24 protein-coding genes and 2 tRNA genes are annotated in these 25,652 nt (G+C 56.3%); 23 read left to right on the top strand and 3 right to left on the bottom strand.

Annotation, left to right across the window (positions count from 1 at the left end):
* Positions 1–39: 39 nt before the first annotated feature.
* On the top strand, positions 40–921 hold the full coding sequence (gene galU, locus QZX60_RS06660; RefSeq protein ID WP_295362725.1) for a UTP--glucose-1-phosphate uridylyltransferase GalU: 882 nt from the start codon (positions 40–42) through the stop codon (positions 919–921).
* Between the two features lie 112 nt (positions 922–1,033).
* Here the strand turns inward: galU and ppk1 are convergent, their stop codons facing one another.
* Positions 1,034–3,223 carry a polyphosphate kinase 1 gene (gene ppk1, locus QZX60_RS06655; protein WP_295362723.1) on the bottom strand — a complete coding sequence of 730 codons (2,190 nt, stop codon included), beginning with the start codon at positions 3,221–3,223 and terminating at the stop codon, positions 1,034–1,036.
* 199 nt (positions 3,224–3,422) lie between these two features.
* Between ppk1 and QZX60_RS06650 the strand changes: the two genes are divergently transcribed.
* Genes QZX60_RS06650 through QZX60_RS06640 form a run of 3 tightly spaced genes read left to right on the top strand, consistent with a single transcriptional unit; the run spans position 3,423 to position 6,084 of the window.
* On the top strand, positions 3,423–4,136 hold the full coding sequence (locus QZX60_RS06650) for a gamma-glutamyl-gamma-aminobutyrate hydrolase family protein (protein ID WP_295362718.1): 714 nt from the start codon (positions 3,423–3,425) through the stop codon (positions 4,134–4,136).
* Between the two features lie 49 nt (positions 4,137–4,185).
* Positions 4,186–5,517 carry a chitobiase/beta-hexosaminidase C-terminal domain-containing protein gene (locus QZX60_RS06645; protein ID WP_295362716.1) on the top strand — a complete coding sequence of 444 codons (1,332 nt, stop codon included), beginning with the start codon at positions 4,186–4,188 and terminating at the stop codon, positions 5,515–5,517.
* Positions 5,518–5,562: 45 nt separating this feature from the next.
* The gene (locus tag QZX60_RS06640) at positions 5,563–6,084 is read left to right on the top strand and encodes a nitroreductase (RefSeq protein WP_295362713.1); all 522 of its coding nucleotides are present in this window, start codon (positions 5,563–5,565) and stop codon (positions 6,082–6,084) included.
* 57 nt (positions 6,085–6,141) lie between these two features.
* Here the strand turns inward: QZX60_RS06640 and mutY are convergent, their stop codons facing one another.
* On the bottom strand, positions 6,142–7,245 hold the full coding sequence (mutY, locus tag QZX60_RS06635; protein WP_295362710.1) for an A/G-specific adenine glycosylase: 1,104 nt from the start codon (positions 7,243–7,245) through the stop codon (positions 6,142–6,144).
* A gap of 160 nt (positions 7,246–7,405) precedes the next feature.
* Here mutY and QZX60_RS06630 point away from each other — a divergent pair, with 160 nt between their 5' ends.
* From QZX60_RS06630 to queF, 11 genes are all read left to right on the top strand, one after another.
* The gene (locus tag QZX60_RS06630; protein WP_295362706.1) at positions 7,406–8,470 is read left to right on the top strand and encodes a branched-chain amino acid aminotransferase; all 1,065 of its coding nucleotides are present in this window, start codon (positions 7,406–7,408) and stop codon (positions 8,468–8,470) included.
* 112 nt (positions 8,471–8,582) lie between these two features.
* A tRNA-Ser gene (locus tag QZX60_RS06625) sits at positions 8,583–8,671 on the top strand.
* Positions 8,672–8,735: 64 nt separating this feature from the next.
* Positions 8,736–8,827: transfer RNA gene (locus tag QZX60_RS06620), tRNA-Ser, on the top strand.
* Between the two features lie 299 nt (positions 8,828–9,126).
* Positions 9,127–9,594: an Rrf2 family transcriptional regulator gene (locus QZX60_RS06615; RefSeq protein WP_295362703.1), complete on the top strand. Its 468-nt coding sequence runs from the start codon at positions 9,127–9,129 to the stop codon at positions 9,592–9,594.
* A 32-nt stretch (positions 9,595–9,626) separates the two neighbouring features.
* Positions 9,627–10,286, top strand: a complete 660-nt coding sequence (locus tag QZX60_RS06610) for an HD domain-containing protein (RefSeq protein WP_295362701.1) — start codon at positions 9,627–9,629, stop codon at positions 10,284–10,286.
* Positions 10,273–12,591, top strand: coding sequence for a sulfatase-like hydrolase/transferase (locus QZX60_RS06605; protein WP_295362697.1), 2,319 nt, complete (start codon positions 10,273–10,275; stop codon positions 12,589–12,591). The genes QZX60_RS06610 and QZX60_RS06605 overlap by 14 nt, the downstream gene beginning before the upstream one ends.
* An 11-nt stretch (positions 12,592–12,602) precedes the next feature.
* Complete coding sequence (locus QZX60_RS06600; RefSeq protein ID WP_295362694.1) at positions 12,603–13,700, top strand: ABC transporter substrate-binding protein; 1,098 nt, start codon at positions 12,603–12,605, stop codon at positions 13,698–13,700.
* A 200-nt stretch (positions 13,701–13,900) separates the two neighbouring features.
* On the top strand, positions 13,901–14,344 hold the full coding sequence (gene queD / locus QZX60_RS06595; protein ID WP_295362691.1) for a 6-carboxytetrahydropterin synthase QueD: 444 nt from the start codon (positions 13,901–13,903) through the stop codon (positions 14,342–14,344).
* Position 14,345: 1 nt separating this feature from the next.
* Positions 14,346–15,011: a putative 7-carboxy-7-deazaguanine synthase QueE gene (gene queE / locus QZX60_RS06590; RefSeq protein ID WP_295362688.1), complete on the top strand. Its 666-nt coding sequence runs from the start codon at positions 14,346–14,348 to the stop codon at positions 15,009–15,011.
* Between the two features lie 29 nt (positions 15,012–15,040).
* Positions 15,041–15,763 (top strand): 7-cyano-7-deazaguanine synthase QueC, encoded by a 723-nt coding sequence (gene queC / locus QZX60_RS06585; protein WP_295362686.1) that lies wholly within the window; start codon positions 15,041–15,043, stop codon positions 15,761–15,763.
* A 15-nt stretch (positions 15,764–15,778) separates the two neighbouring features.
* Positions 15,779–16,276, top strand: coding sequence for a preQ(1) synthase (gene queF, locus QZX60_RS06580; RefSeq protein ID WP_295362683.1), 498 nt, complete (start codon positions 15,779–15,781; stop codon positions 16,274–16,276).
* Here queF and QZX60_RS06575 read toward each other — a convergent pair.
* Positions 16,273–16,857 (bottom strand): biotin transporter BioY, encoded by a 585-nt coding sequence (locus QZX60_RS06575; RefSeq protein ID WP_295362680.1) that lies wholly within the window; start codon positions 16,855–16,857, stop codon positions 16,273–16,275. The two genes, queF and QZX60_RS06575, sit on opposite strands and share 4 nt — an antisense overlap.
* A 142-nt stretch (positions 16,858–16,999) precedes the next feature.
* On the opposite strand from QZX60_RS06575, the gene folE reads away from it, so the two are divergent.
* The 8 genes from folE to QZX60_RS06535 all read left to right on the top strand — a co-directional run bounded on the left by folE (position 17,000) and on the right by QZX60_RS06535 (position 25,545).
* The gene (gene folE / locus QZX60_RS06570) at positions 17,000–17,563 is read left to right on the top strand and encodes a GTP cyclohydrolase I FolE (protein ID WP_295362677.1); all 564 of its coding nucleotides are present in this window, start codon (positions 17,000–17,002) and stop codon (positions 17,561–17,563) included.
* Positions 17,560–18,918, top strand: coding sequence for an MATE family efflux transporter (locus QZX60_RS06565; protein WP_295362674.1), 1,359 nt, complete (start codon positions 17,560–17,562; stop codon positions 18,916–18,918). Before folE ends, QZX60_RS06565 begins: the two co-directional genes overlap by 4 nt.
* Before the next feature lie 104 nt (positions 18,919–19,022).
* Positions 19,023–19,724 (top strand): ATP-binding protein, encoded by a 702-nt coding sequence (locus QZX60_RS06560; RefSeq protein ID WP_295362671.1) that lies wholly within the window; start codon positions 19,023–19,025, stop codon positions 19,722–19,724.
* 169 nt (positions 19,725–19,893) lie between these two features.
* Positions 19,894–20,577, top strand: coding sequence for a DNA alkylation repair protein (locus QZX60_RS06555; protein ID WP_295362669.1), 684 nt, complete (start codon positions 19,894–19,896; stop codon positions 20,575–20,577).
* A 124-nt stretch (positions 20,578–20,701) separates the two neighbouring features.
* The gene (iorA, locus tag QZX60_RS06550; protein WP_295362666.1) at positions 20,702–22,486 is read left to right on the top strand and encodes an indolepyruvate ferredoxin oxidoreductase subunit alpha; all 1,785 of its coding nucleotides are present in this window, start codon (positions 20,702–20,704) and stop codon (positions 22,484–22,486) included.
* Positions 22,483–23,079, top strand: a complete 597-nt coding sequence (locus QZX60_RS06545) for an indolepyruvate oxidoreductase subunit beta (protein ID WP_295362663.1) — start codon at positions 22,483–22,485, stop codon at positions 23,077–23,079. Before iorA ends, QZX60_RS06545 begins: the two co-directional genes overlap by 4 nt.
* Before the next feature lie 5 nt (positions 23,080–23,084).
* Positions 23,085–24,326 carry a phenylacetate--CoA ligase family protein gene (locus QZX60_RS06540; RefSeq protein ID WP_295362658.1) on the top strand — a complete coding sequence of 414 codons (1,242 nt, stop codon included), beginning with the start codon at positions 23,085–23,087 and terminating at the stop codon, positions 24,324–24,326.
* Between the two features lie 208 nt (positions 24,327–24,534).
* A complete protein-coding gene (locus QZX60_RS06535; RefSeq protein ID WP_295362655.1) occupies positions 24,535–25,545 on the top strand; it encodes a linear amide C-N hydrolase in 1,011 nt (336 codons plus the stop codon).
* Positions 25,546–25,652: the final 107 nt, after the last annotated feature.

The following is a 25,652-nucleotide window of genomic DNA, read 5'->3' as shown; positions in this document are numbered from 1 at the left end:
TTTCACAGAATTTGGATGAGATCAATATAGGAGAACATTATGACAAAAGAAGTTAAAAAGGCGGTCATTCCGGCGGCTGGTCTGGGCACGCGGTTTTTGCCGGTGACCAAATCGGTGCCGAAGGAAATTCTGCCGATCGTCGATAAACCGACCATTCAGTATATCGTCGAAGAAATCGTCGCGTCGGGCATTACCGACATTTTGATCATCACCGGCCGCAACAAGGAAATCATCATCAACCATTTTGACCACGTGCCGGAATTGGAATTCAACCTGAGAATGAAGGGCAAGAACGCTGAGCTGCAGATGGTGGAAGATATCACCAATATGGCCAACATCTACACCATTCGTCAGGGCGAAGCCAAGGGCCTCGGCCACGCCGTGCTCTGCGCCAAGGAATTTGTCGGGGATGAACCTTTCGCAGTGGTGCTGGGGGATGATATTGTCTACAACAAAGAAAACCCAGCCCTCAAGCAGATGATCAACGTCTACAATAAACATCAGGCATCGGTCATTGGGGTGCAGCGTGTGCCGAAGGATCAAGTCGATAAATACGGCATCGTTTCGGGAAAGGCTATCAACGATTACGAATTTGCCGTCGATGATTTGGTCGAAAAGCCGGCCATTGACGAAGCGCCGAGCGATTTGGCGATTTTGGGGCGCTACATCATCACGCCGGACATTTTTGAAATTCTCGAACACACCGGCCGGGGCGCCGGCGGCGAAATTCAGCTGACGGACGCGCTGAGAAAATTGGCCCATCGTCAGAAGATGATCGCTTACGATTTTGCGGGGCGCCGCTACGATGTCGGCGATAAGCTCGGCTTCCTCGAAGCGACCGTCGAATACGGGCTGCGCATGCCTGGGGTCGGCGATCGGTTCAAGAAGTATTTAAAGGAACTCGATATCGACAATCAATAATTTTGGGAATCAAAACTGCAGCAGCTTTGAACAAGCTGCTGTATTTTTTTCGCAAAAAAAGCCAGACGGTTTAAAAATCGTCTGGCCTTTTGAATCGAATCTGGGATTAGGTTTAATTGTCGTGCCGGAAGAGTCTTGAGAAGAAAGACGGCTTATGCTTGGGTTTTTCGGAGGCGTCGGGCGTTCTGCTCTTCTGAACGGGAAAGCTGTTCGCGATGGCCTCTTTGGCTTGCGCTTCCTGGCAATTGTACGGTGGCAGCGGCGCGCCCTTGGCGTCTGTGATCGGGTGATAAAGCTTGTCTGGCCCGAGGATGCGCGCCTTCGATGTGTCGTGCAGCATGATGTCGACGATGTGGTTAATTTTTTCGCGGATCTTCGGGTCGAGGATCGGCGCGCCGACTTCGACACGGCGTTCGGTGTTGCGGGTCATGAAATCGGCTGAGGCGATGTACATTTTCTGACTGTCACCGGTGCCGAAACGGTAGATCCGAGAGTGTTCGAGGTAACGCCCGACCACGCTGCGCACGTTGATGTTTTCGGTGACGCCCGGGATGCCAGGCACGATGCAGCAGATGCCGCGGATAATCATGTGGATCTTCACGCCGGCGCAGGAGGCTTCCTTGAGCTTGCGGATGATGTCCACGTCGGTCAGGGAATTGAGCTTGAAGAACATTTCGCCTTCATCGCCGAGGGCGATCTGTTCGTCCATCAGCTTCAGCACCGTCGATTTCAGAGTAGACGGCGAGACGATCAGCTTGTTGTACTTGGCGTTGAGCTTTTCAAGCCCCATGTTCTGGAAGAAATGCATGGCGTCCAGCCCGATGTCCTGATTGGCGGTCAGCAGCGACAAATCGGTGTAGAGGGTCGCCGTCTTTTCGTTGTAGTTGCCCGTGCCGATTTGGGTCTGGTAGGTGATTTCGCCGTTTCTTTCCCGGGTGATCAGGCAGATTTTCGAGTGGACCTTGAAGCCCGGCGTCCCGTAGATGACGGTGCAGCCGGCGTTTTCCAGCCGTTCGGACCAGTCGATGTTGTTCTGTTCGTCGAAGCGGGCCCGGAGCTCGATCAGGGTGGTGACGTTTTTGCCGTTTTCGGCAGCGCGGCAGATCGCTTCGACCAGCTTGCTCTTCGAGGATAATCTGTAAATCGTGATGGCGATGGAGCGCACCGACGGATCGTCCGCCGCTTCGGAGACCATTTTCACGAAGGGGTCCATCGAATCGTAGGGGAAGGACAGCAGAATGTCGTGATCCTTGATTTGCGGCTCCATTTTGCGTTTCATATTCACCGAAGACGGAATCTGCGGTGAGAACGGCGCGTAGAGCAGGTCGGCCTTTTGTTCGTCGTTGAGCTTGTCAGCGATCGGGTAGGCGTAGCCCAGACGCATCGGCGATTTGACGTAGAAAATCTGTGCGTCGGCTAGGCGCAGCTTCTTTTTCAAGAAATCGTAGCATTCGTCGCTGACGGTATTGGACAATTCCAGGCGAAGGGGTGCCAGGCGCTTGCGGCGCTTGAGCATATCGCGCATCACGGTTCGGAAATCGTCGTTGACTTCGAAATCTTCGTCGTCGGCATGGATGTCGGCGTTGCGCGTGATCGACATCTTGACCTTTTCGACGATGGTGTAGGTGTCGAAGATGATATCCGCGTAATCGCAGACCACGTCTTCGGTGGAGATGTAGCGCAGTGCGTGGCGGGACGGCAGGTAGATCACGTCAGGCAGGCTGTCGGGAATTGGGATAATCGCGAAGACCTTACGTTCCGCTTGATCCTTCAGGACGACGCCGATTTCGATTTTTTTGTTCTGCAGGTGCGGGAACGGATGGTGGGCGTCGATGATCAGCGGCGAGAGCAGCGGCAGGATATGATTCTGGAAATGCTGTTCGATGTATTCCTGTTCGTCGTCGGTCAGTTCGTCGTAAGACAGATGCCAGATATCCTGGTGGCGCAGCTTGTGTTCGAGGTGGAAGTAGACCCGATCCTTTTTGGTGCAGAGGGTTCTGGCCGCGCGGTAAATGTGCTGGAGCTGTTCGTCGGCAGTCCAGCCGGTTTTGCTGTCGTGGTAGGCGTCGCCGGCAGGCACCATATCGATCAGTGAGCCGACGCGGACGCGGAAAAATTCGTCGAGATTTGAGACAAAGATCTGAACGAAGCGGAGGCGTTCGAGAAGCGGGACCGACGGGTCCTGCGCTTCACTCAAGACGCGGTCGTTGAAATTCAGCCAGGACAGTTCGCGGTTCTGCATGTAGTCGTAGGGGCTCGCGGGCTGGGCTGCCGGAGTGGCGGTTAGATTTTCATTTGGCATAGTGTACTCTCTTTCTAAATTCAAATAGAATTAAATTGTCACAATTTTTCAATTTAACAATATAATGGAGAAATATAAAATTTACAGCGGATTACAGTAAAAAATAGGTAAATAATGGGGAATTTCATTCACCGCCGTTTTTTTCATTTATTTTTGTTTATAATAAGAATAATTTTATTATAGCATACGAGGTTAAACGATGAAGCAACCAAAAATCGGTATTCTGCCATTGGTGGACCAACAGCGGAGGAGCTATTGGATGCTGCCCGGGTACATGAACGGCCTTCTCGCGGCCGGGGGCATTCCGGTGATGCTGCCCTACACCGAGGACGAAGGGATCCTGAAGGATTTCGTGAAGACCTGCGACGGCTTTCTCTTTCCGGGCGGTCAGGACGTGACGCCGTCCTATTACAACGAACCGCGCCTGACCGATGCGGACGAAACCTGCGAGCCGCTGGACCGGATGAGCGTGGCGCTGTTTTACGGCGCGGCGGCGGCGGACAGACCCGTCCTCGGCATCTGCCGCGGCATTCAGCTTTTTAACGTGCTCTACGGCGGCAATCTGTACCAGGATCTGCCGACGGAACACCCGACAGACACCGAACACCATCAGCACCCGCCCTACGACGTGCCAATCCACACGGTCGAAGTCCTGCCGGACACCTTTTTAAGCGGTGTCGTCGGCGCGGGTACCTACGCGGTCAACTCGATTCACCATCAGGCGGTGAAGGATGTGGGGGCTGACCTAATCGTCCAGGCGGTGTCCGAGGACGGTGTGGTCGAGAGCGTCAGCGATCCGAACCGGGCTTTTCTTCTCGGCGTACAGTGGCATCCGGAATGCGCCTTCGAGAAGGATCCCAAGAGCCTGGCCGTCTTCGAGGCCTTTGTCCGCGCCTGCGTGCCGTTGCCCTAAAGGACATAAAATGCTAAAATAAAGAGAAAAGCAATGGAGATAAAGAAAAATGAAATGCAGTAAGTGCGGGGCGCCGCTGGAGTCGGGGATGCGATTTTGTCCCCGATGCGGTCATCCCGTCAAAACTGAAACTAAAGCAAAGCCGCGGACCCGCAAACAGAGGCCGGTCTCGAAGCCGGCCAAGCGCCGGCCGTCCTCGGGCCGGATCAAGGTGACGCTGGTGATCGTGGTGCTGATTTTGATCGCCGGCGGCGTCGGTGCGGCGGCGCTGTTGTTTCAGAATCATCAGTACGAATCCGCGATTGACGTCGGCAACCGCAACCTGGATCAAAAGGCGTACACGGCGGCCCAGACGTCCTTCCGCGAGGCGGTGAAAATGAACAGCCGGCGCGTCGAGGGCTACGAAGGTTTGGCAGCGGCTGCGCTGGCGAAGGGCCAGACGGAGACGGCTGACAAGTATCTCGCCCAGGCTAAGAGCCGTGAGGATACGAATTACGGCAAGGCACTGCGGGCGAAATCCGCGGCGGCTCAAAACAAGGACAGCGACGCGAAGACCCTGTTAACCCAGGTCGCAATCGCCGCAAATATCGACCGCCGCACGGCCATTGCCGGCGGACAGGCGGCACAGAAAATCGGCGAGCTTTCGCTCGGCGAAAAAATCGTCAACCACGGCATCAAAGCGGCGTCAGATAAGCGTGATTTGAAACGGCTGTACCGCGAGCTGATCGATCTATACATCAGTGAGGGACGCAGCAATTCGACCGTTTCGAAGCTCATCGACAAGGCGGCCCAAGCAACGGGCGACGCCGACATGCTCAAGCTTAAAAAAACGCTGCTGGTCAGCCGGCCGAGCTTCGCCTCGGATCCGGGCAGCTACGACATTGGCTTTAAGCTCACGATCAAGGCGGGGCGAAAAACCGATACGCTGTACTACACGACAGACGGCAAGGCGCCGACGAAAAAGTCTACCTTATACACCAAGGCGATCGAGCTGCCGCCGGGCACGACGACGATCCGCGTGGTGGCCTACAACGCGTCCGGCAGAAAGGGCACGGTGCTCAACGGCGTTTACACCGTTTCGGCTCTCCCGGCGCCAAAGGCACAGGATTGGCAGGATACCAAGATTCAGGATATGGACGGCATCAGTTTCTCGTGGAACGCGGTGGATGGCGCAGATGGCTACGAGGTCGAGATCACGAAGACCAAGGACGACGACACTGAAGCGGTGCGGCCGGCAAACTGGAACGATCAGACTACATCGGTGGCGGTCTACGTCAACGATTCGGGCTGTACCGTCAAGGGCAAGGTGCGCGCCTACATTAAGATTGGCGGCAAGCGCTACTACTCCGACTGGAGCAATGAGGTCAGCCGCGATTTATAAGGATACACAAGCGAAAGCTTTGAAAATTTGAGGAGGGTATAGAATATGGAAAACATGGCAATGAAAGCGCTGCTCGAACGGCGCAGCTGCAGAAAATTCAAACCGGATGCCGTGCCGGACGGCCTGCTGGATCAGATTTCAGCGGCGGGGCTCAACGCGGCCTCGGGTCGTAACCGTCAGCCGGCGATCATCATCCAGATCCGCAACAAGGCGATCCGCGACACGCTGTCCAAGCTGAATGCGGACATCATGGGCGTGGACAGCGATCCGTTTTACGGCGCACCGGTGGTCTATGTAGTGCTGGCGGACAAATTGGCGCCGACCTACATGTACGACGGCGCCCTCGTCATCGGCAACATGCTGACGGCGGCCGAAGGCCTTGGCCTCGGCGCGTGCTGGATTCACCGGGCGAAGCAGGAATTTGAACAGCCTGAAGGCAAGGCGATCTTGAAGGCCCTCGGCATCGAAGGAGATTACGAAGGGATCGGCCACTGCGTGGTCGGTTACCGCGACGATGCGCCTGCGGATCTTCCGAGAAAACCGGGGCGGCTGTACAAGCTCGACTAAAATGCGGCAATCAAAAATCCGAAGGGCCAAAAATGACGGTCCTTCGGATTTTTTGCGTCAAGAAAGCAGCTTGGAAAAGGCGGTCGGCAGCGGATAGCGTTGTTCGAGATCGTTTCGGTCGGCGAACACCCAGTCGTCGGCCTTTGGGGTGACGTCCGCCGCCAGCGAGAAACGGTAAACAGCAATCTGCCAGGTGATGTGGGTGAAGACGTGACGGTCGTTTTTTAAGAAGGCAGGGTCAGACACAAGAACGCCGAGCTGAGCTTCGAGGTATTTTTTAATGGCGCCCGCGCCTTCTTTTTTATTGGCCGCGGTCACGTTCGGCAGCTCCCACAGGCCGGCGAGCAGTCCAGTTTTCGGACGTCGGTGAATCAAGAGCCGGCCGGCTGAATCGGTGACGACCGCGGCGGCGATTTTTTCGGTCCGGTGCTTCGTTCGTTTTGATTTGACCGGCCGCTTGTCGACCGTGCCGTTTTTTAGAGACAGGCAGATGTCCCGCCACGGGCAGATCAGACAGGATGGGGATTTCGGCGTGCAGACGAGTGCGCCGAGCTCCATCAGGGCTTCGTTGAAATCGCCGGGCCGGTTCTCCGGCATCCAGGTTAAGAGCCAGGCCGAGACCGACTTGCGCACGGCGGGCAGCGCCGTATCAGCCGGGCTGTCCATCAGCCGGGCGGCAACCCTCAGGACGTTGCCGTCAACCGCGGTGGCCCTTTGATTAAAGGCGAGGGACGCGATGGCGCCGGCGGTATAGGGGCCGATGCCCGGCAGCTTCGCGAGCGCCTCAGCCGTGTCAGGAAAATGCCCGAGGGCCTGAATTTGAATGGCAGCCTTGCGCAGGTTGCGGGCTCTGGAATAATAGCCGAGGCCCTCCCAGAGCTTAAGGACGGTCTCCTCATTGGCACTGGCCAGGTCGTCTAGCGTCGGGAGGGTGGAGATAAAGCGCTCGAAGTAGGGAATCAGCGTGTCGATTTGGGTCTGCTGGGCCATGATCTCAGAAATCCAGACGCGGTATGGGTCGGCTCGGGTTGTGCGCGCGGGGCGTCTAAAAGGGAGATCGCGTTTGTTTTCAGAAAACCAGGTGAGCAGTGCGTCAGCTGCGCCGTCCGGCGGCGCGGGAAAAGTCGTTGAAGAAGTTGTGTGTTTGATCCTTTGTTTCATAAAAGGTAGTGTATCAAAAAGCGCGGTGACGTTCAAATTAAAATTGTATCAGAAAAAGTACAATAAATGTCTTGTAGATTGTATACATGATTGTTAAAATAATACTATTGTTAACAAATGACCAATCGCGTGACGGCGGTTGATAGATGAGGAGAAATAAATGGATATCAAGTTTGTCAAAGCGAAAACCCTGAAAGAAAAGCCGGATCAGAGCAATCTGCCTTTCGGCCGCATCTTCACGGATTATATGTTCACAATGGATTACGATCCAGAAAATGGCTGGCACAATGCGACAATCGAACCCTACGGTCCGATCAGCCTGGATCCTTCCGCCTGTGTTTTCCATTACGCGCAGGAAGTTTTCGAAGGCACAAAAGCCTACAAAACGCCGGACGGCCACGTTCAGTTGTTTCGCCCGCAGGAAAACTTCGCACGTCTGAACCGCTCAGCTAAGCGCCTCTGCATTCCGCCGATCGACGAAGATTTTGCGCTCGAAGCGTTAAAGAAGCTCGTTGAAATCGAAAAGGATTGGATCCCGACCGCTCCGGGCACGTCACTTTACATCCGCCCGTTCATTTTCGCGACGGAAAACTACATCGGCGTTCACGTATCCAGCACCTATAAATTCTTCATTATTCTCTGCCCAGTCGGCTCTTACTACGAAGACGGCTTGAAACCGGCTGTGATGCACATCGAACAGGTTTACGCAAGAACCGTTTCTGGTGGGACTGGCGAAGCGAAATGCGGCGGCAACTACGCAGGTTCCTTGGCTGCGACCGAAAAGGCCAACGAAGAAGGCTACGAAGAAACATTGTGGCTCGACGGCGCAACCCGTAAAAACATCGAAGAAGTCGGCTCCTGCAACATCATGTTCAAGATCGACGGCAAATTCGTCACGCCGAAGCTGACCGGTACGATCCTGCCAGGGATTACCCGTAAATCCATCATTCAGCTGCTCAAGAGCTGGGGCGAAACCGTTGAAGAACGGATCCTGCCAATTCAGGAACTGTTGGACGACTACCACGCAGGCAAGGTTGAAGAAGTCTTCGGTATGGGGACTGCAGCAGTTGTCGCGCCAATCGGCAAGCTGAACTACGCCGGCGAAGACATGGTCTTCAACAACGACGAAATCGGCCCGTACGCTCAGAAGATTTACGACACCTTAGTCGGTATCCAGCACGGCACTGTCGAAGACCCGTTCAACTGGGTCGTCAAGGTCTGCTAGTCTGAAATTTTAATTGTAAAAATATTAAAAAGATTAAATAAAAGAATTGACAGGGGCGAAAGCCCCTGTTATAATATTTCATGCAGTTGTCGCGTACTGTGACGACGCATTCCGAGAGGTATCGAAGCGGTCATAACGAGGCGGTCTTGAAAACCGTTTGGGTGCAAGCCCACGTGGGTTCGAATCCCACCCTCTCGGCCATTTTAATTGAATAAAGCTTTGAGATTCATTGATACAATCAGCGTAGAATCCTGAAGCGCAGTACGGAGAAGTACTCAAGTTGGCTGAAGAGGCGCCCCTGCTAAGGGTGTAGGTCGTTCACGCGGCGCGAGAGTTCAAATCTCTCCTTCTCCGCCATGAAAACTCAGCACGATGCGTTTGCACCGTGCTTTTTTTGTTGCTGTTTTTCTAGACTGATGTTATTTCCCGGGAAATATCCTATTCATAAATAAAAAATAGAGCAGTATCCTCCAGATTCTTAAATCAAGACAGAGAGTTTCTGAAAATATTTGCAGTGCCCCATTTCCTGTGATAAAATGCGTTCATAAAAAATGGACAAAAATGGACGACTAGGGATTTTTGACAGCAAAATGTAAAATTTGCGTCAAAGATTGATCAATCATTGATTGTGTATAGAGGAAAGTGAAAAGAACATGATGTTGATTTCAAAAGAGACGGACTACGCCCTGCGGCTGATCCGCGGCCTTTCCGACGGCAAAAGGCACACCGTTGCGATGCTCGCCTGTGCGGAAAAAGTGCCCAGGCAGTACGCCTACAAAATTTTGAAAAAGCTCGAGGGCGGCAGGATCGTCGCCATAACCCGAGGTGCTGACGGCGGCTACGAGCTGGCCCAGTCTCTTTCAGCGGTGACGCTGTACGATGTGATGGAGACATTGGGCGACGCGCCGGGCGTTGCGGCGTGTGTTGACGGAAAAAATTACGCCTGCCCGTGGTGCGAAAGCCACGATGAGGACTGCCGCGTTCAAGGCCATTTGCTGGCGATTCAGCACCAGCTTGCAACGGTGTTGAAGGCACACACCCTCCGCGAAATCCTGTTCGACCCAGCACAGCCGGTCGTACTGGACCACAAGACGGAAGAATCAAAAACAAAGGAAGCAGGCTGAAAAGCCTTCTTTTTTATGTAGAGGTAAGTTTGATGCAAGAGATTGATCAGAAACGGCTGCATCAGCAGCTGGATTTTATATTGGAAATCGATAAGGAAAAAAACGTGTTCCGTCAGACCCATTTGAGCGGCGGCGGACGTGCCGAAAACGACGCCGAGCACGCCTGGCACATGGCCGTGATGATGGCCCTGCTCGCCGAGTACGCCGACGATGATTTCGATTTGGCCCGTGGGATGTTGATGTGTCTGATTCACGACATCGTCGAGATCGACGCCGGCGATACCTACGCCTACGACGAAATGGCGAAACAGACGCAGAACGACCGCGAAGAACGGGCGGCTGACCGGATCTTCGGCCTGCTGCCTGAGGATCAGGGCGCGAAGCTGCGCGCCTTATTTGAGGAATTCGACGCCGGGGTCACCCCGGAGGCGCGGTTTGCCCGGGCGATGGACAACCTTCAGCCGGTGCTGCTCAATAATTCCAACGGCGGCGGCGACTGGCGGCGCCATCACGTCCGCCGGGATCAAATCGAAAAGCGTCAGATCGGCACGAAGCGGGGCTCCGTTTCGCTGTACAACTTAGTTGAAGCAATAATCGACAAAAACGTGGCAGAGGGCAATATCGCACCGGCCACGGAAGCGGCCGCATCCGGCCAGCACGACGGGAAAGGAGACGCCGATGGCATCGCGTAAGAAAAAGGATCAAAGGGCGGCAGATGAAGCCGACAACTTGAAATCAGAAACGCCAGAAAATCTGGAACAAAAGGACGCCTCGGAAGATCGCGACAACCCGAGAATTACCAGAGACGAGGTCAAATTCGAATCGGAGGCGCACGGAAAAGAGGACGACGAACAGGAACTCCGGGACGTGGACGTCCGCGGCTCCTCGAAATTCACCAAGGTATTGAGAACGATTGGACTCTACCTGCGCTACGGCTGGAAACAGGCCGACCGGTTTGTCAATAGGGCCGCGAAAAAAATGGAAGGCCCGGACAAATTCTTCAACGACCACGCGGTTTGGCTTCACATTCCGCTGGCGGTGCTCGTCGTCTTTATTATCGAGCTGCTCGCACGGCACTCCTTCACCGGCGTCTTCGAGTTCATGGCGCACAATACCATTCCGTTCCTCTACAACTGTCTGGTGGTTTACCTGATCTACTCACTGACTTTTCTCGTCAGGCGGCGCACCTTTCTGCGCACGCTGATCACCGGGCTGCTGCTGATTCTTGGCGTCGTGAACGGCGTCATTCTGCTCGCCCGCGTGTCGCCGTTCGGCTTTACCGACTTGACAATGATTTCGGACCTTCTGACGATGAAGGGCAGCCAATACGTCTCGGGCGGTTTGGCGGCGGTCATTGTTATCGCTGTGATTCTCTTTTTTGCCTACGTTGTGATCCTGTTTTTCAAGGGCCGCAAGCAGAAGGGCAAATGGCCGTTTCCGATCAGGCTCCTCGCCGTGGCGGTCAGTATCGCGCTGATTCCGGGCTCGACAATTTTCCTGCGCAGCCGGCACGAGCTCAGCGCCTATTTCGGCAATTTGGCTCAGGGGTATTCGGATTACGGCTTTCTCTACGGCTTCGGCACCAGTATTTTCAGCCGGGGGATGAGCAAGCCGTGGAATTATTCGAAGGCATCGGTGGATAAGGTCACCTCAGATACCAACATGGGCAAGACCGTCTGGATCAATGGGAAAAAGGTCAACGTCGTCGTGGTGCTGCTGGAATCTTTCATGGATCCGACGGAAGTGAAATACCTGTCGATGTCGGAGGATCCGATCCCGTATTTCCACTCGCTGGAATCGAATTATTCGACGGGCTATCTCGAAGTGCCGGTCGTCGGCGCCGGAACGTGCAACACCGAATTTGAAATGCTCACCGGGATGTCGATGCAGTTTTTTGGCCCAGGGGAATACCCGCAGAAAACAGTCCTCAAGCACGTGAAGGACTGCGAAAGCTACGCGTCGGATCTGAAGAAGCTTGGCATCAAGAGCCATGTCGTTCACAACAACGGCGCGAACTTCTACAGCCGGCAGAATGCCTTCTCGATGATGGGCTTTGATACGTTCACGTCTAAGGAAATGCTCGACATCACAAAGAAGGAATACAACCCGATCAAAACCTGGCCGACCGACGACATTCTGATCGATTCGACCAAGGAAGCGATGGATTCGACCAAGGGCAAGGATTTTGTCTACACGATCACCGTCGCGACCCACGGCAATTATCCGGATTACAAGGTCTTCACGAATCCGGACGTCAAGGTCAAGGCCAAGGGTAAGGATCAGGCCCTCAATTACAAATGGGAATACTACGTCAATATGCTCCACAGAGAAGATCAGTGGATCAAGAACTACATTAAGATGCTCGACAGCCGGGACGAACCGACCCTCGTCATCATGTTCGGGGACCACGTGCCGAGCATGGATTTGACGAATCAGGAAGTGAAGAGCGGCGACATCTTCAAGACGAAGTACATCACCTGGAACAATTTCGGTATGGAGAAAAAGGACGCGGACCGCACGTCTTACAACCTGGTGGCGGATATGCTCGGGCGCCTCGGCGTTCACGGCGGCACGATGATGAATTATCAGCAGAAGATGATCGAAAATGGGACGAAACCGGGCTCGCTCGCTTACATGCGCGGGCTGAAGACACTGCAGTACGATCTGCTTTACGGCAAGCGCTACGCCTACAACGGCAAGGACCCGTACCCGGCGACCGACATCGAAATGGGCTTAAACGACATTAAAATTGACCGTGTCTACACCTACGATAACCGGGTGCACCTCTTCGGGGAAAACTTCACGCGGTGGAGCAAGGTCTTTGTGAACGGCAAGCAGGTCTCGACGAAGTACAAGAGCGGCCAGCATCTGTCGATCAGCGTCGACGATGTGCGCCAGGGCGACAAGATTCAGGTCAGTCAGATGGGCTCAGGAGACGACAAGCTCCGCTCGTCGAATACCGTGACTTACACAGCGCCCACGGTGAAAAGTGAATAGGAGGCGGCAGGATGAGTAAACGCAAGAAAATCATCATCGCGGTAATCGCGATCGCGGCGGCCGTTGCGGTCTTGGCATATGTATTCAGAGACCGTGTCAATATTACGACGTACAAGGATTCCAAAGAAGAAGGCTCGCGGGTTTACACGATTGGGATCATTCAATCAAAAAGCGGCACCTACGCCGACCAGATGGTTCAGGGGTCGATGGACGCCGTGACCGACATTTTTGGCTCGACCCACATCAAATTTTCGGAAAAGCGGGTCAAAACCAGAGATGAAGCGAAAAAAGCCGCGAAGCAGATGGTCAAGCAGGACAAGGATCTGATCCTCACTTGCGGGACCCGAGCGCTGATGGGGGCCGAGGACGCGACAAGCGAGACCCCGATTCTCAGCGTCGGTGTGGTCAATTTCCAGCGGGCCCTCGGTATGACCGTCAGCGACAACTGGGACTACCGAACCGGCCGCAACGTCACCGGCGTATCGGGCGAACCGAGCTTGCCGGACACACTGTCGCTGCTCATCGAGGTGACTCCTGATTTGAAAACCGTCGGGCTGGTCCGTGATCCCAGCGAACCGGACAGCGTCTACCAGTGCAACAAAATGAAGGCGATGCTCGACGAAGCCGGCGTCGCTTCGAAAACCTACGATCTGTCCCGGACCAGCAGTGATACGGAAGCGGCGAGCCTCGGCGAAACGGCGGTGTCGGAATGCAGCGCATTGTACTTTCCGATGTACTGCGGCCTCTCTAAACAGGCGGCGGTTATCGCGCCCCTCGCGGCGGAAGCCGGCGTTTCGACCGTGGCCGGCGATGCCGCCGTCGGGAAGAACGTGCTGGCGACGCTTTACACTGATCCCTACAATCAAGGGTACCGTGCCGGGCGGATGGCCTACTCGATTCTCGTAAAAGGCGATAAACCGAGCCGCATGCACGTGAAGATTTTCGTGTCCAGCGCGTCTCAAAAGCTTTATCAGAAGACGATCGCGGCGCAGATGAACCGCACCTATCCGAAATCTTTTTCGGAAATTGGCGATTATCTCGACCATTACGATCCGACGCTGGTCACGACCAGAATCAACTCGGGCACGACGCAGCAAGGTAACTATTAATATTAGACGAATTGAAAGGCGCGGCCGTAAAGCTTGATTTTGCGGCCGCGTTGGTCTATAATGCTGACGACAGTTCGATTGCACCATCCTGTCGATAAACAAAACCAGGGCTTCAATAAATGATTACATTGTGCCCTGCCCAGCAGGGCTTTTTTATTGGAAAATACGAAATAAAAGCAATCGGGAAAGAAGGCAATCCGATGTACACACTCAAAACGAAAGGGCATTTCGACGCGGCCCATTTTTTAAAAGGCTACGCCGGCAAATGCGCCAATCTTCACGGCCACCATTGGACGGTGACGGTGGAAATTCAAGGGGAAACCCTGCAGACGGACGAACAGCACCGCGGCATGCTCGTCGACTTCGGCGATTTGAAGGCGGATCTCAAGGCTGCCTGCGACGGCTTTGACCATCGCTTGATCTACGAAGCCGGAAGCCTCTCGGAGACGGCGATGCAGGCTTTATCCGAGGAAGGCTTTTCCAGCCGGGCCATTCCCGTTCGGCCGACGGCGGAAAACCTCGCAAAGCTGTTCTGCGATGAAATGACGGCAAAGGGCTATGACGTCCGCCGCGTCGAGGTTTACGAGACGCCGAACAACATGGCGTCTTACGAGCCTGAGGATAAAGATCAGGGAGGGCACTGACATGCAGGTAGCTGAAAAATTTGTCAGTATCGACGGCGAAGGCCCCCACGCCGGGGAATTGGCCGCCTTTATCCGCTTCAAGGGCTGTAATCTTAACTGCGATTACTGCGACACGAAGTGGGCCAACCGCGCGGACTGCGCCGCGAAGGACGAGACGGCGGCCGAGCTCGCGGACTGGGTGAAGACCACCGGCACGCACAACGTGACGCTCACCGGCGGCGAGCCGCTGCTCCAGCACAACATCGATGGGCTGATCGCCCGCCTCATCGACGACGGCTGCCGCGTCGAAGTGGAAACTAACGGTTCCATCGATATCGCGCCCTTCTGCGCCGACCCGGCCCATCGGCCGGTCTTTACGCTGGACTGCAAGCTTTCGGCCAGCGGCCCGGCCTGCGTCAGCGCGATGCGGCCGGAGAATTATCAATACCTGGGCCCCCACGACAGCGTGAAATTCGTCTGCGGCAGCCGGGCCGATTTGGAAGATGCCGCGCGCATCATCGCGGCCTACGATCTCGACCATACCTGTCACGTGTTTTTAAGTCCTGTCTTTGGAATGATCCAGCCGGTGGACATTGTGACCTTTATGGAAAAGCGGAAGCTCAACGGCGTGCGGCTGCAGCTTCAGCTGCACAAGATCATTTGGGATCCGATGACCCGGGGCGTATAAGGATATTTAGATTTGAATAGAGGATAAAGATGAAGCAATCACTCGATCAATACAAGAAGGCGATGGTTTTGACCAGCGGCGGCGTCGACTCGACGACGGCATTGGGGCTGGCGGTAGACCGCCTCGGCGCGGAAAACGTCATCGCGCTGTCGATTCAGTACGGTCAGAAGCATGACAAGGAAATCGAAGCGGCCAAGGCCGTCGCGGCACATTACGGCGTCGAGCAGCTGTTTCTGGATCTGACGCCGATTTTTCAGTACAGCGACTGCGCGCTGCTCAAGGGTTCGGATCAGGCGATCCCCGAAGAAAGCTACGCCGAACAGATTGAGGCCACCGGCGGCGAAAAGCCGGTTTCGACCTACGTGCCCTTCCGCAACGGTCTGTTTCTGTCGTCTGCGGCGAGCGTCGCCCTTTCCAAGGACTGCGACGTCATTCTTTACGGTGCCCACGCCGACGATTCGGCAGGTTTTGCCTACCCGGACTGCTCGCCGGCCTTTGCCGACGCGATGAACCGCGCGGTCTACGAAGGGTCGGGCCACCAGCTGGAAATCGCCGCGCCCTTTGTCGATATCGATAAGGCGGCGGTGGTGAAGCTCGGTCTCGAGCTCGGCGTGCCCTACGAATTGACCTGGTCGTGCTACGAAGGAGGCGACCGCCCCTGCGGCAAATGCGGGACGTGCCTGGACCGGGTCGCGGCCTTTGCGGCGAACGGCGTCGCCGATCCGGCGATGGCGCAGTACGAAAAAGCGTGAGAGGAAGAGAAGCAAATGAACGATCAGCGGGATAAGAAAAAAGAGCATCTGACGAAGCTCGGCAGTGCCGGCACCGTCTACCCGACGGATTACGCGCCGGAGATGCTCGAAACCTTTGAAAACAAACATCCGGACCACGACTATTTTGTCAAATTCAACTGTCCGGAATTTACGAGCCTGTGCCCGATCACCGGTCAGCCCGATTTCGGCAACGTCGTGATCGCTTACGTGCCGGACAAGAAAATGGTGGAAAGCAAGAGCTTGAAGCTCTACCTGTTCTCGTTCCGGGAACACGGCGCCTTTCACGAGGACTGCATGAACACGATCATGGAAGATTTGATCGCGTTGATGGATCCGAAATACATTGAGGTTTGGGGACGGTTCATGCCCCGAGGCGGGATTTCGATCGATCCGTACTGCAACTACGGCAGGCCCGGGACGAAATGGGAAGACGCCGCGTGGCAGCGCCTTTCCCACCACGACATGAATCCCGAAGCGGTGGACAACCGTTAGGAATGGCGCTTCGGATTTTCGCCAGCCTCGAATTTTTGAATGGACAGCCCGCTCCGTGTGAGCCGGTCGTCTAAGATTTTGCCGACGGCGGCCGCTGCGGCCATTTTCGCGATGTCCCCAGGGATAAAGGGGACGACGCAGACGACGAGGGCCGGGATCAGTGCGGTGTGGGTCACGAACATGAACCAGATTGTGCCGAGGGCGAGACAGGCGGCGGAGCCGATGAGCATCGAAATCAGCGCCGGTACGAATTTCCGTCGGGTGGCGCAGAGCTTGCCGGCGATGAGCGCGGCAGGAATGTAGCCGATCAGGTAGCCGCCGGTGGGGCCGAGAAGCTTGCCGGCGCCGGCGGTGAAGCCGGAAAACACCGGCACGCCGAAGAAGCCGAGGAGCAGGTAGACGACGACGGCCAGCGTCCCGAGACGCCAGCCCAGCAGATAGGCCGAGAGGAACAGCGCAAAGGTGAGCAGCGAAAGGGGCACGCCGCCGGGCAGCGGGATCGAAAGCGGGCCGAGAATGGCCATGAATGCCGCGAGCAGCGCTGTGAAGATCAAATTTCGGGTCTTGGGTTTGTTTGCCATCATTTTCTCCTTTGATAAATTTGATAAAATGCGGAATTTTATCAAGAATGAATCAGCCCTTATTATATCATAAGTGAGGCAATGGCGTTTTGGTGGAGCCAGCGATTGGCATCGAGCGTAAGTGAGAAAGGAAAAATAGAGCATGGATCAGGATAAAATCAAGCAGGCGGTACGCCTGTTGTTAGAGGGGATCGGCGAGAATCCAGACCGCCCCGGGCTTTTGGAGACGCCGGATCGGATCGCGCGGATGTGTGAGGAAATCTACGGCGGATTGGGCCAGACGCCGGACGCTCATCTGGCCAGACAGTTTGACGCCGAGGGCGGCGGAAGCGGGATCGTCGTCGTCAAAGACATCCCGTTTTTCTCGACCTGTGAGCATCACCTCGTGCCCTTTTACGGAAAGGTGCATATCGGCTATCTGCCTGACGGCAAGGTAGTGGGTTTAAGCAAGCTCGCGCGGACCGTTGAGGTTTACGCCAGACGGCCGCAGATTCAGGAACGGCTGACCGGGCAGATCGCCGACGCGGTGGCGCGCTGCTTGACCCCGAAGGGCGTCATCGTCAAAATCGAGGCGGAGCACATGTGCATGACGATGCGCGGCGTCCAGAAGCCCGGCACCCAGACCGTCACCCTGGCGGCCAGAGGCATTTTCGAATCTGAGTCTGAACAGCGCCAGATGTTTTTCGATTTAATTCGGCAGTCATGACGGCAGCACACGACATCGATATGCTCCACGGCGGTCTGTGGAAAAAGATTTTGATCTACGCGCTGCCGCTGGCTCTGACCGGCATTCTCCAGCAGCTGTTCAACGCGGCGGATGTGGCCGTGGTTGGGCGTTTCACCGGGAAAGAGGCGATGGCCGCGGTCGGCGCCAACTCGCCGATCGTCAGTCTCCTCGTCAATTTCTTCATCGGCATTTCCCTCGGGGCCAACGTGGTGATCGCCCACGCCATCGGCCGCCGGGATCATCGAGAAGCGGTGCGCACGGCCCACACCTCGGTGATTTTCGCCGTACTGGCCGGCGCCGCTGTTCTCGTGGTCGGGGAGCTGTTCGTGGAGCCGGTGCTGCGCTGGACGGGTGTACCCGCGAGCGTCATGGCCGACGCCGCGGTGTACCTGCGGCTTTATCTGGTCGGTATGCCGGTTATCCTGCTCTACAATTTTGAAGCGGCGATTTTCAGAAGTCAGGGCGACGCGCAGACCCCACTGGTCGCGCTGGCGCTCTCCGGCGTGTTAAACGTCGTGCTGAATTTGATTTTTGTCGCGGGATTGGGCCGCGGGGTCGGCGGTGTCGCAGTGGCGACCGTGATTGCCAACGCGGTGGCCTCAATTTTCCTGACGATGCGTTTGACCCGCGAGGACGCCGGTATTCGTCTGCGCCGGTCTGAGCTGCACGTCGACCGCATTAGCCTAAAAAAGATGCTCCACATCGGGGTGCCGTCTGGGCTGCAGGACGCGATGTTCTGCATTGCCAATATCATCATCCAGGCGGCGATCAACAGCCTCGGTCCGACGATCATGGCCGCGGCTTCGGCGGCCTTCAGCGTCGAAATTGCCGCGTATTACATGCTCAACGCCTTCAATCAGGCCTGCACGACGTTCACCAGCCAAAACTACGGCGCGAAGCAGCCCGAACGCTGCCGCCGGACCTTTTGGCTCTGCCTTGCCGAGGGTTACTTGTTATCCGGCGGCATGGCCATAGCCATTCTCGCGGGGCTGCGGCCGATCCTCAGTCTGTTTTCGACCAACCCAGCGGTCATTCGCTACGGTGTTGTCCTGACGGATTACGTTTACGTCTCCTACCTCTACACCGCGTGGCTGGAGGTGGGGTCTGGCTATCTGCGGGGGTTCGGCTTGTCATTCATGCCGGCGCTGGTGTCCATCGTCGGGATCTGCGTCTTCCGGATGTTCTGGATCGCGGAAATCTTCAGGCGGTCGCCGACCTTTCGGACGATCATGCTGATTTACCCGGTGTCCCTCGGCGTCACCTCCCTGGCCATCGCGGTGATCGTCTTCATTCTACGGCCGTCTCGGAAGATTGTCACCGAGTCGGCGGAATAAAAAACGCAAAATGTGGTTATAACAACAGACGTTCGGCCGTTCTTCTGTCACAATAGAGGCACCATTGAAGATTAGAATGAAAAAATGTGACGGAGGACATGTTTATGATACGCAAAATTATCCATATCGACGAAGAAAAATGCAACGGCTGCGGGCTGTGCGCCTCGGCCTGCCACGAAGGTGCCATTGAAATCATTGACGGCGTCGCCAAATTGACCCGGGAAGATTTCTGTGATGGCTTCGGTGACTGCCTGCCTGAATGCCCGACAGGGGCCATCACCTTTGAAGAACGGGAAGCGCCCGCTTACGACGAAGCGGCGGTCGCCCGCGCCAAGGCGGCTAAGGCTCAGCAGGCGGCACCCTTTGCCGGATGCCCAGGCTCACAGGTCAGACAGATTCGAAGAGACGCCGACCCGGCTCCGGCGGCAGCACCTGCGGCTAAGAGCCAGCTGACGAATTGGCCGGTACAGATTAAACTTGCGCCGACGCAGGCCCCGTATTTTGACGGCGCCAGACTGCTCATCGCGGCGGACTGCACGGCTTACGCCTACGCTCGGATGCACGAAGACTTCATCAAGGGACGGGTCGCGCTGATCGGCTGCCCGAAATTGGACGCGGTCAATTACGCCGAAAAGCTCACCGCCATCATCGCTGAAAATGACATTCAGGATGTGACGGTCGTGCGCATGGAAGTGCCGTGCTGTGGCGGCCTGGCCATGGCAGCGAAAAACGCCCTCCAGGCTTCCGGCAAATTTATCCCGTGGCAGATCGTCACCATCGGCATCGATGGCAGACGCTTGGGATAAAAGCCGTATAGCTTTTAACCTCAGTCTCGCAATATGGTGCGGGCTGAGGTTTTATTTTTTACATTTATATTTCTGAAAGTCAAAGCGTTTAAGCTGTCCTTCGGTTAAATATAAGAAATTATGGTATAATATGCAAAAAGCCGGAGGGCTTTAGAAACGCAGGTCCAGGATGAAACAAGCGAATCAGAAATACACAGCGGTGAAGCAGGCTCTTGCGGCCGTGGCGGACAGTGCGCGCGCCGTGCCGATGGCGGCCTACATGCGTAACCAGTTCGCCTTTTACGGCATTCCAGCCGCCGTCCGGCGTCAGGCCTATAAGGAAGCAATCAAGGCCTTTAAGCAGGCGACGGCGATCGACTACGACTTTTTAAATCTCTGCTTCGATGACAGCCACCGGGAGATGCAGTATTTCGTTGTCGACGCCCTCGCCGGCGTGCAGCGGCGTTTAACGCCGGATGACGTTCGGCACATCGAGCCCTATCTCAGGCACAAGCAGTGGTGGGACACCATCGACGGATTTGACAAAATCGTCGGGCGCATCGGCCTGAACGATCCCGCCTATCGGCCGGTTATCGAAAAAGTGATGAGAAATTGGGCGCAGGATGCCAATTTTTGGATGCGTCGGGCGGCGATCGACCACCAGCGGGGCATGAAAGAACAAACCAATCCTGAGCTGTTGGCGGAGCTGATCGAGATGAATTTGGGCTCTGACGAATTTTTTATCAACAAAGCCATCGGCTGGAGCCTAAGAGAGTATTCGAAAACCGACCCGGACTGGGTGCGGGATTTCCTCGACGGGCACCAGCGTCAAATGGCCCATCTCAGCGTGTCGGAGGCGTCGAAATACCTTTGAGCCTTGACACATTTTTAACGCTGTGTTAAATTGAAACGAGCAGATGATTCAGTCTCTGGGAAGGCAGATAAGCCTGCCCGGAGGCTTTTTTATTAGATCAAAGGATCAACGGAGAAGGAGTAAGATGAAGGAATTATTAATGGGAAACGAAGCGGTCGCCTGCGGCGCGCTGGCGGCCGGAGTTCAGGTGGTTGCCGGCTACCCGGGCACGCCGTCCACCGAAGCCCTTGAGACCATCGCGAAGCGCAAGCCCGACGGGGTTTACGTCGAATGGTCGATCAACGAAAAGGCCGGTGCCGAGGTCGCGGCTGGCGCGGCCTACGCCGGGGCCCGGTCGATGGTGACGATGAAACAAATGGGGCTCAACGTCGCGTCGGACCCGATCATGTGCGTCAACTACGTCGGCGTCAAAGGGGGCATGGTCATTTACGTCGCAGACGATCCGGGGCCGATCTCGTCTCAAACGGAGCAGGATACCCGGAGCTGGGGCCAGTTCGCGAAGATTCCGGTCCTCGACTGTACGTCTCCGGAACAGGCCTTTGAGCAGGTACAGTACGCCTTTGAACTGTCCGAAGCCAAAGGGATGCCGGTGATTTTGAGATCGACCACACGGGTGTGCCACGCCTGTGCGATCGTCGACGTGCCGGCCTTTGTGCCGCCGAAGCCGGCTGAAGGCTTTATCAAGGACAAAAAATGGGTCATTTTCCCGGGCTTGTCCTATCAGAATAAGAAGAAAATTTTCGCGAGAGAAACGGCATTGGCGAAGACCTTCTCCGAAAATGGGAAGAACACGATCGCCGGCTCTGGGAAAATCGGCATCGCCTGCGGCGGGATTTCCGCCGCCTACACCGCCGATGCGATTAAAGGCCACGAGGATCAATTTACGGTCTTTACCGTGAACACCCCGTACCCGTTCCCGATTCAGGCGGCCCGGCAATTTGCGGATCAGGTCGATTCGGTGCTGGTTTTTGAAGAATTGGACCCGTACATCGAAGATCACTTGTTGGCGATGGGCGTCGACGTCATCGGCAAGCGCTCGGGGGCAGTGCCCGAAGCGGGTGAGCTGTCGGCGCTCGCCGTCGCAGGCATCATCGCAAAACAGACCGGCGTGACGCTGGATCTCCATCCTGCGGACTTGCCGGAAGCGCCGGCACTGCCGGTGCGCCCGCCGGTGCTCTGCGCGGGCTGTCCGCACCGCGGCGCATTTTACGCAGTAAAAAAAGCGATGCGCGGCCGGAAAATCATCGCCCTCGGCGATATCGGCTGCTACACCCTGGGCAACGCGATGCCGCTGGACATGGTAGACACCTGCCTGTGCATGGGAGCCGGTGTCACGATGGCTCAGGGGATGAATCATGTGGACCCGTCCACCGTTAATTTCGCGTTCGTCGGCGACTCGACCTTCTTCGCCTCGGGCATTACCGGCGCGATCAACGGCGTCTACAACCAGGCAGACATCGTCCTCGCGATTCTCGACAATTCGACGACGGCCATGACCGGCCATCAGCCGCACCCGGGCACTGGCGTGACGATGATGGGCGAACGGGTTGAACCGGTGTCTATCGAAAGCGTGCTGCGCGGCGCAGGGGTCACCAGCGTGCGGACGGTGGATCCCCTCAATCTCGACGAAGCCATTCCTGCGATTCAGGCGGCGGCAGACGAAAAGGGCGTTCGGGCGATCATCTTTAAATCGCCGTGTATCGCGATCGTGCCGAAGCAGGGCATCGCGGAAGTGGATCAGGACGCCTGCATCGGCTGCAAGCGCTGCATCAACGAGCTGGGCTGCCCGGCGATTACGATGACGGAGACGGAAAAAGGCTTGAAAGCGGTGATCGATCCGGCGCTGTGCACCGGCTGCGGCCTCTGCAATCAGGTCTGTCCGAAGCATTGCATGGAGGTGAAACGATGAAAAGCGCATTACTTTGCGGTGTCGGCGGACAGGGCACGGTATTGGCTTCCCGAATTATCGCGCAGGCGGCGATGGACAGTGGACACCAGGCCCGAACGGCGGAAACCATCGGCATGGCCCAGCGGGGCGGCGCCGTGGTTTCCCACGTGAGAATCGGCGAAACGCCGGATGAGACGGTGACGTCGCCTTTGATCCCAGACGGTCAGGCCGACGTGCTCATCGGTTTTGAACCCGGAGAGGCGGCGCGAAATCTCAAGGTGCTGAAGCCGGACGGCATCGTCATCGTCAACCGCCGGCCCATCTACCCGGTGACGGCGTCTCTCGGGAAGAGCGCTTACAACGGCGAAGCGGTGCTGAAATGGCTTCAGGACAACGCGGCGCACTGCTTCATCGTCGACGGCGACCGTGTGGCGCAGGCGTGCGGCTCAGAAAAAGTCCTCAACGTCGCGCTGGCCGGCGCATTGGCTGAAACCGGCGCGATGGGGCTGTCCCTCGAGGCAGTGGAACAGGCGATGATCCGCAGGGTCAAGCCGGCTTTTGTCGAAATGAATAAAAAGGCGCTGGCCCTCGGCGCTGAAATGGTGAGGAGATAAGATCCATGAAAATGAAATCAGAAACCCTTGAACAGATCAAATTTCAGATGAAACGGGTCAAGGCGGCCGGAGGCTTTTACGCCAAGCGCCTCCAGGACATCGAACCGGAAGATATCAAGTCTCAGGCTGATTTTGAAAAGCTGCCCTTTTCCGAAAAGGCGGACCTGCGAAACGCCTATCCGCTGGGGCTCGCCGCTGTCCCAGAAGAACAAATCGTGCGCATCCACTCCTCGTCCGGCACGACGGGGACGCCGGTGATCATCCCGTACACCCAAAAAGATGTGGACGACTGGGCGACGCTGTTCGCACGCTGCTACGAAATCGCCGGCATCACCCCGAAGGATCGGATTCAGATCACGCCGGGCTACGGCCTGTGGACCGCCGGCATCGGCTTTCAGCTCGGCGCGGAAAAGCTCGGCGCGATGACCGTGCCGATGGGGCCGGGCAATACGGCCAAGCAGCTGAAATTCATGGAAGACATGCAGTCGACGGTGCTCTGCGCGACGTCCTCCTACGCGCTGCTGTTGGCTGAAGAAATCACAAAGCGCGGGATCCGCGACCGCATCGCGCTGAAGAAGGGCGTTATCGGCTCGGAACGCTGGGGCGAAAAGATGCGCGCCCGGATCGCGGACGAGCTCGGCGTCGAGCTCTTCGATATCTACGGGCTGACGGAAGTCTACGGCCCGGGGATCGCGATCAACTGCAAGTACAACACCGGGATGCATTATTTCGATGACTATCTCTACTTTGAAATCATCGATCCGAAGACCGGCGAGGTACTGCCGGACGGCGAGCTCGGCGAGCTGGTCATCACGACTCTCCAGAAGGAAGGGGCGCCGCTGATCCGCTACCGCACCCACGACTTGACTCGGATCATCCCCGACGACGAACCCTGCCCCTGCGGGCGCGACCTGCCGCGCATCGACGTCATCCTCGGGCGCACAGACGACATGGTCAAGGTCCACGGCGTCAACATGTTCCCGGGACAGATCGACGACGTCCTCAAGCAGGTGGACGGCGCCAGCAGCGAATACCAGGTGTTCATCGATCACGTCAACGGCCGGGACAACATCACGGTCTTTGTCGAAACGTCGCTGCCGAAGGAAGGGTACAAGGCCTTTGAAAAGCAGCTGAGAGACACCTTCAAGTCCGTGATCAACGTCGGCATCATTCCAAAGGCGGTGGCCATCGGCGATCTGCCCCGCAGCGAAAAGAAAGCCACGCGGATTTACGATTATCGTTATTAACCGCAGACAAGGAGACCGAGAAGCGCAAAAAATGCGCGCTCCCGGTCTTTTTTATTTTAAGTTTTAATGAAATCCTTGACAAAGGCAGCATCGCCCCGCATGATATAAATAAATACTTATTTGGCTAGATGAAGAGTTAGAATAACCAGGCCCAAATCGTCAATCAAAAATTTTCGCGCACATCTCATCAGTGCAGATTGGAGAGAATATGAAAAAAAGTAACCCACGCGTATCAACGGCAGCCTCGATTAAAAGGCTCACCGCCTACGAGGGCGAGTACAATTTGTACGAAATGACGGTCAATTACGACTACGATTTGGACGCTCTGATCGGCGAAGCCGCCAGAGACGACCAGACATTCACGGACGCCGCCGTGGCGCAGGCCCTTCCCGGGATATCCGTTAAAGCTGCGCCGCCGTCCTTCGGCTGCAGCGCTTTCTGTGCCAAGACAGACACGGCAGTGCTCACAGGACGGAATTACGATTTCAAAGAGGACACCTCGGCCTTATTGGTCCGCGCGAATCCCAAAGACGGCTACGCGTCCATCGCCTTCGCCTGCTTGAATAACCTCGGCGCGAACGAGGCCGACATGAGCATCGAGCAGCGGGCTGCGTCACTGCTCGCGCCTTTCGCTTGTCTTGACGGCGTCAACGCCATGGGGGTGAGCATCGCGGTGCTGACTCTGGACAGCGAGCCGGTCGACCAACACGCAAAAGCGGAGGCGATCAACACCGCTCTGACCATTCGGTTGGTGCTGGACCGCGCGGCCACGACCCGGGAGGCTGTCGAACTGCTGGGCCGCTACGACATGCACGCGATGGCGGGGCGCGATTACCATTTCTTTATCAACGACGAATCGGGTGACAGCGTCGTGGTGGAGTACGATCTGTTGGATCCCACACGAAGGATGACGGTCACGCCGGCGCGGGAGATCACGAATTTCTACGCCCTGTACGCCGACCAGGTGAAACCCAATCAGATCAACGGTGCGTTCGGTCACGGCAAAGAGCGCGCGCTGGCCATCGCGGCAATCCTCGACGAGGGCGCCGCCACGGTAGAGGCGGCGTGGGCAGCTTTGCGGGCGTCGTCCCAGGCACCCAACCCCGAGGACATCACCAGCAACACCCAGTGGTCTGTCGTGTACGACAACACCAACCGAACGGCGCGGTTTGTTCAGCGCAGGCATTGGGGCGATACCTTTTTATTCACGCTGGATTAAAGGCGTGAAACTGGTGCGGTGAAAACAAAGCGCGCTTCTTTATTTAGAAGCGTGCTTCAGACTGTCGACAAAGTCTAGAGGGAAACGCTCTAGGCTTTGTTTTTTTA

Origin of the sequence: uncultured Pseudoramibacter sp., from assembly GCF_903789625.1 — a bacterium.
Classification (GTDB): Bacteria; Bacillota; Clostridia; order Eubacteriales; family Eubacteriaceae; genus Pseudoramibacter; species Pseudoramibacter fermentans.
The sequence above is the reverse complement of the archived record's forward strand: the minus strand, read 5'-3'. Positions and strand labels throughout refer to the sequence as shown.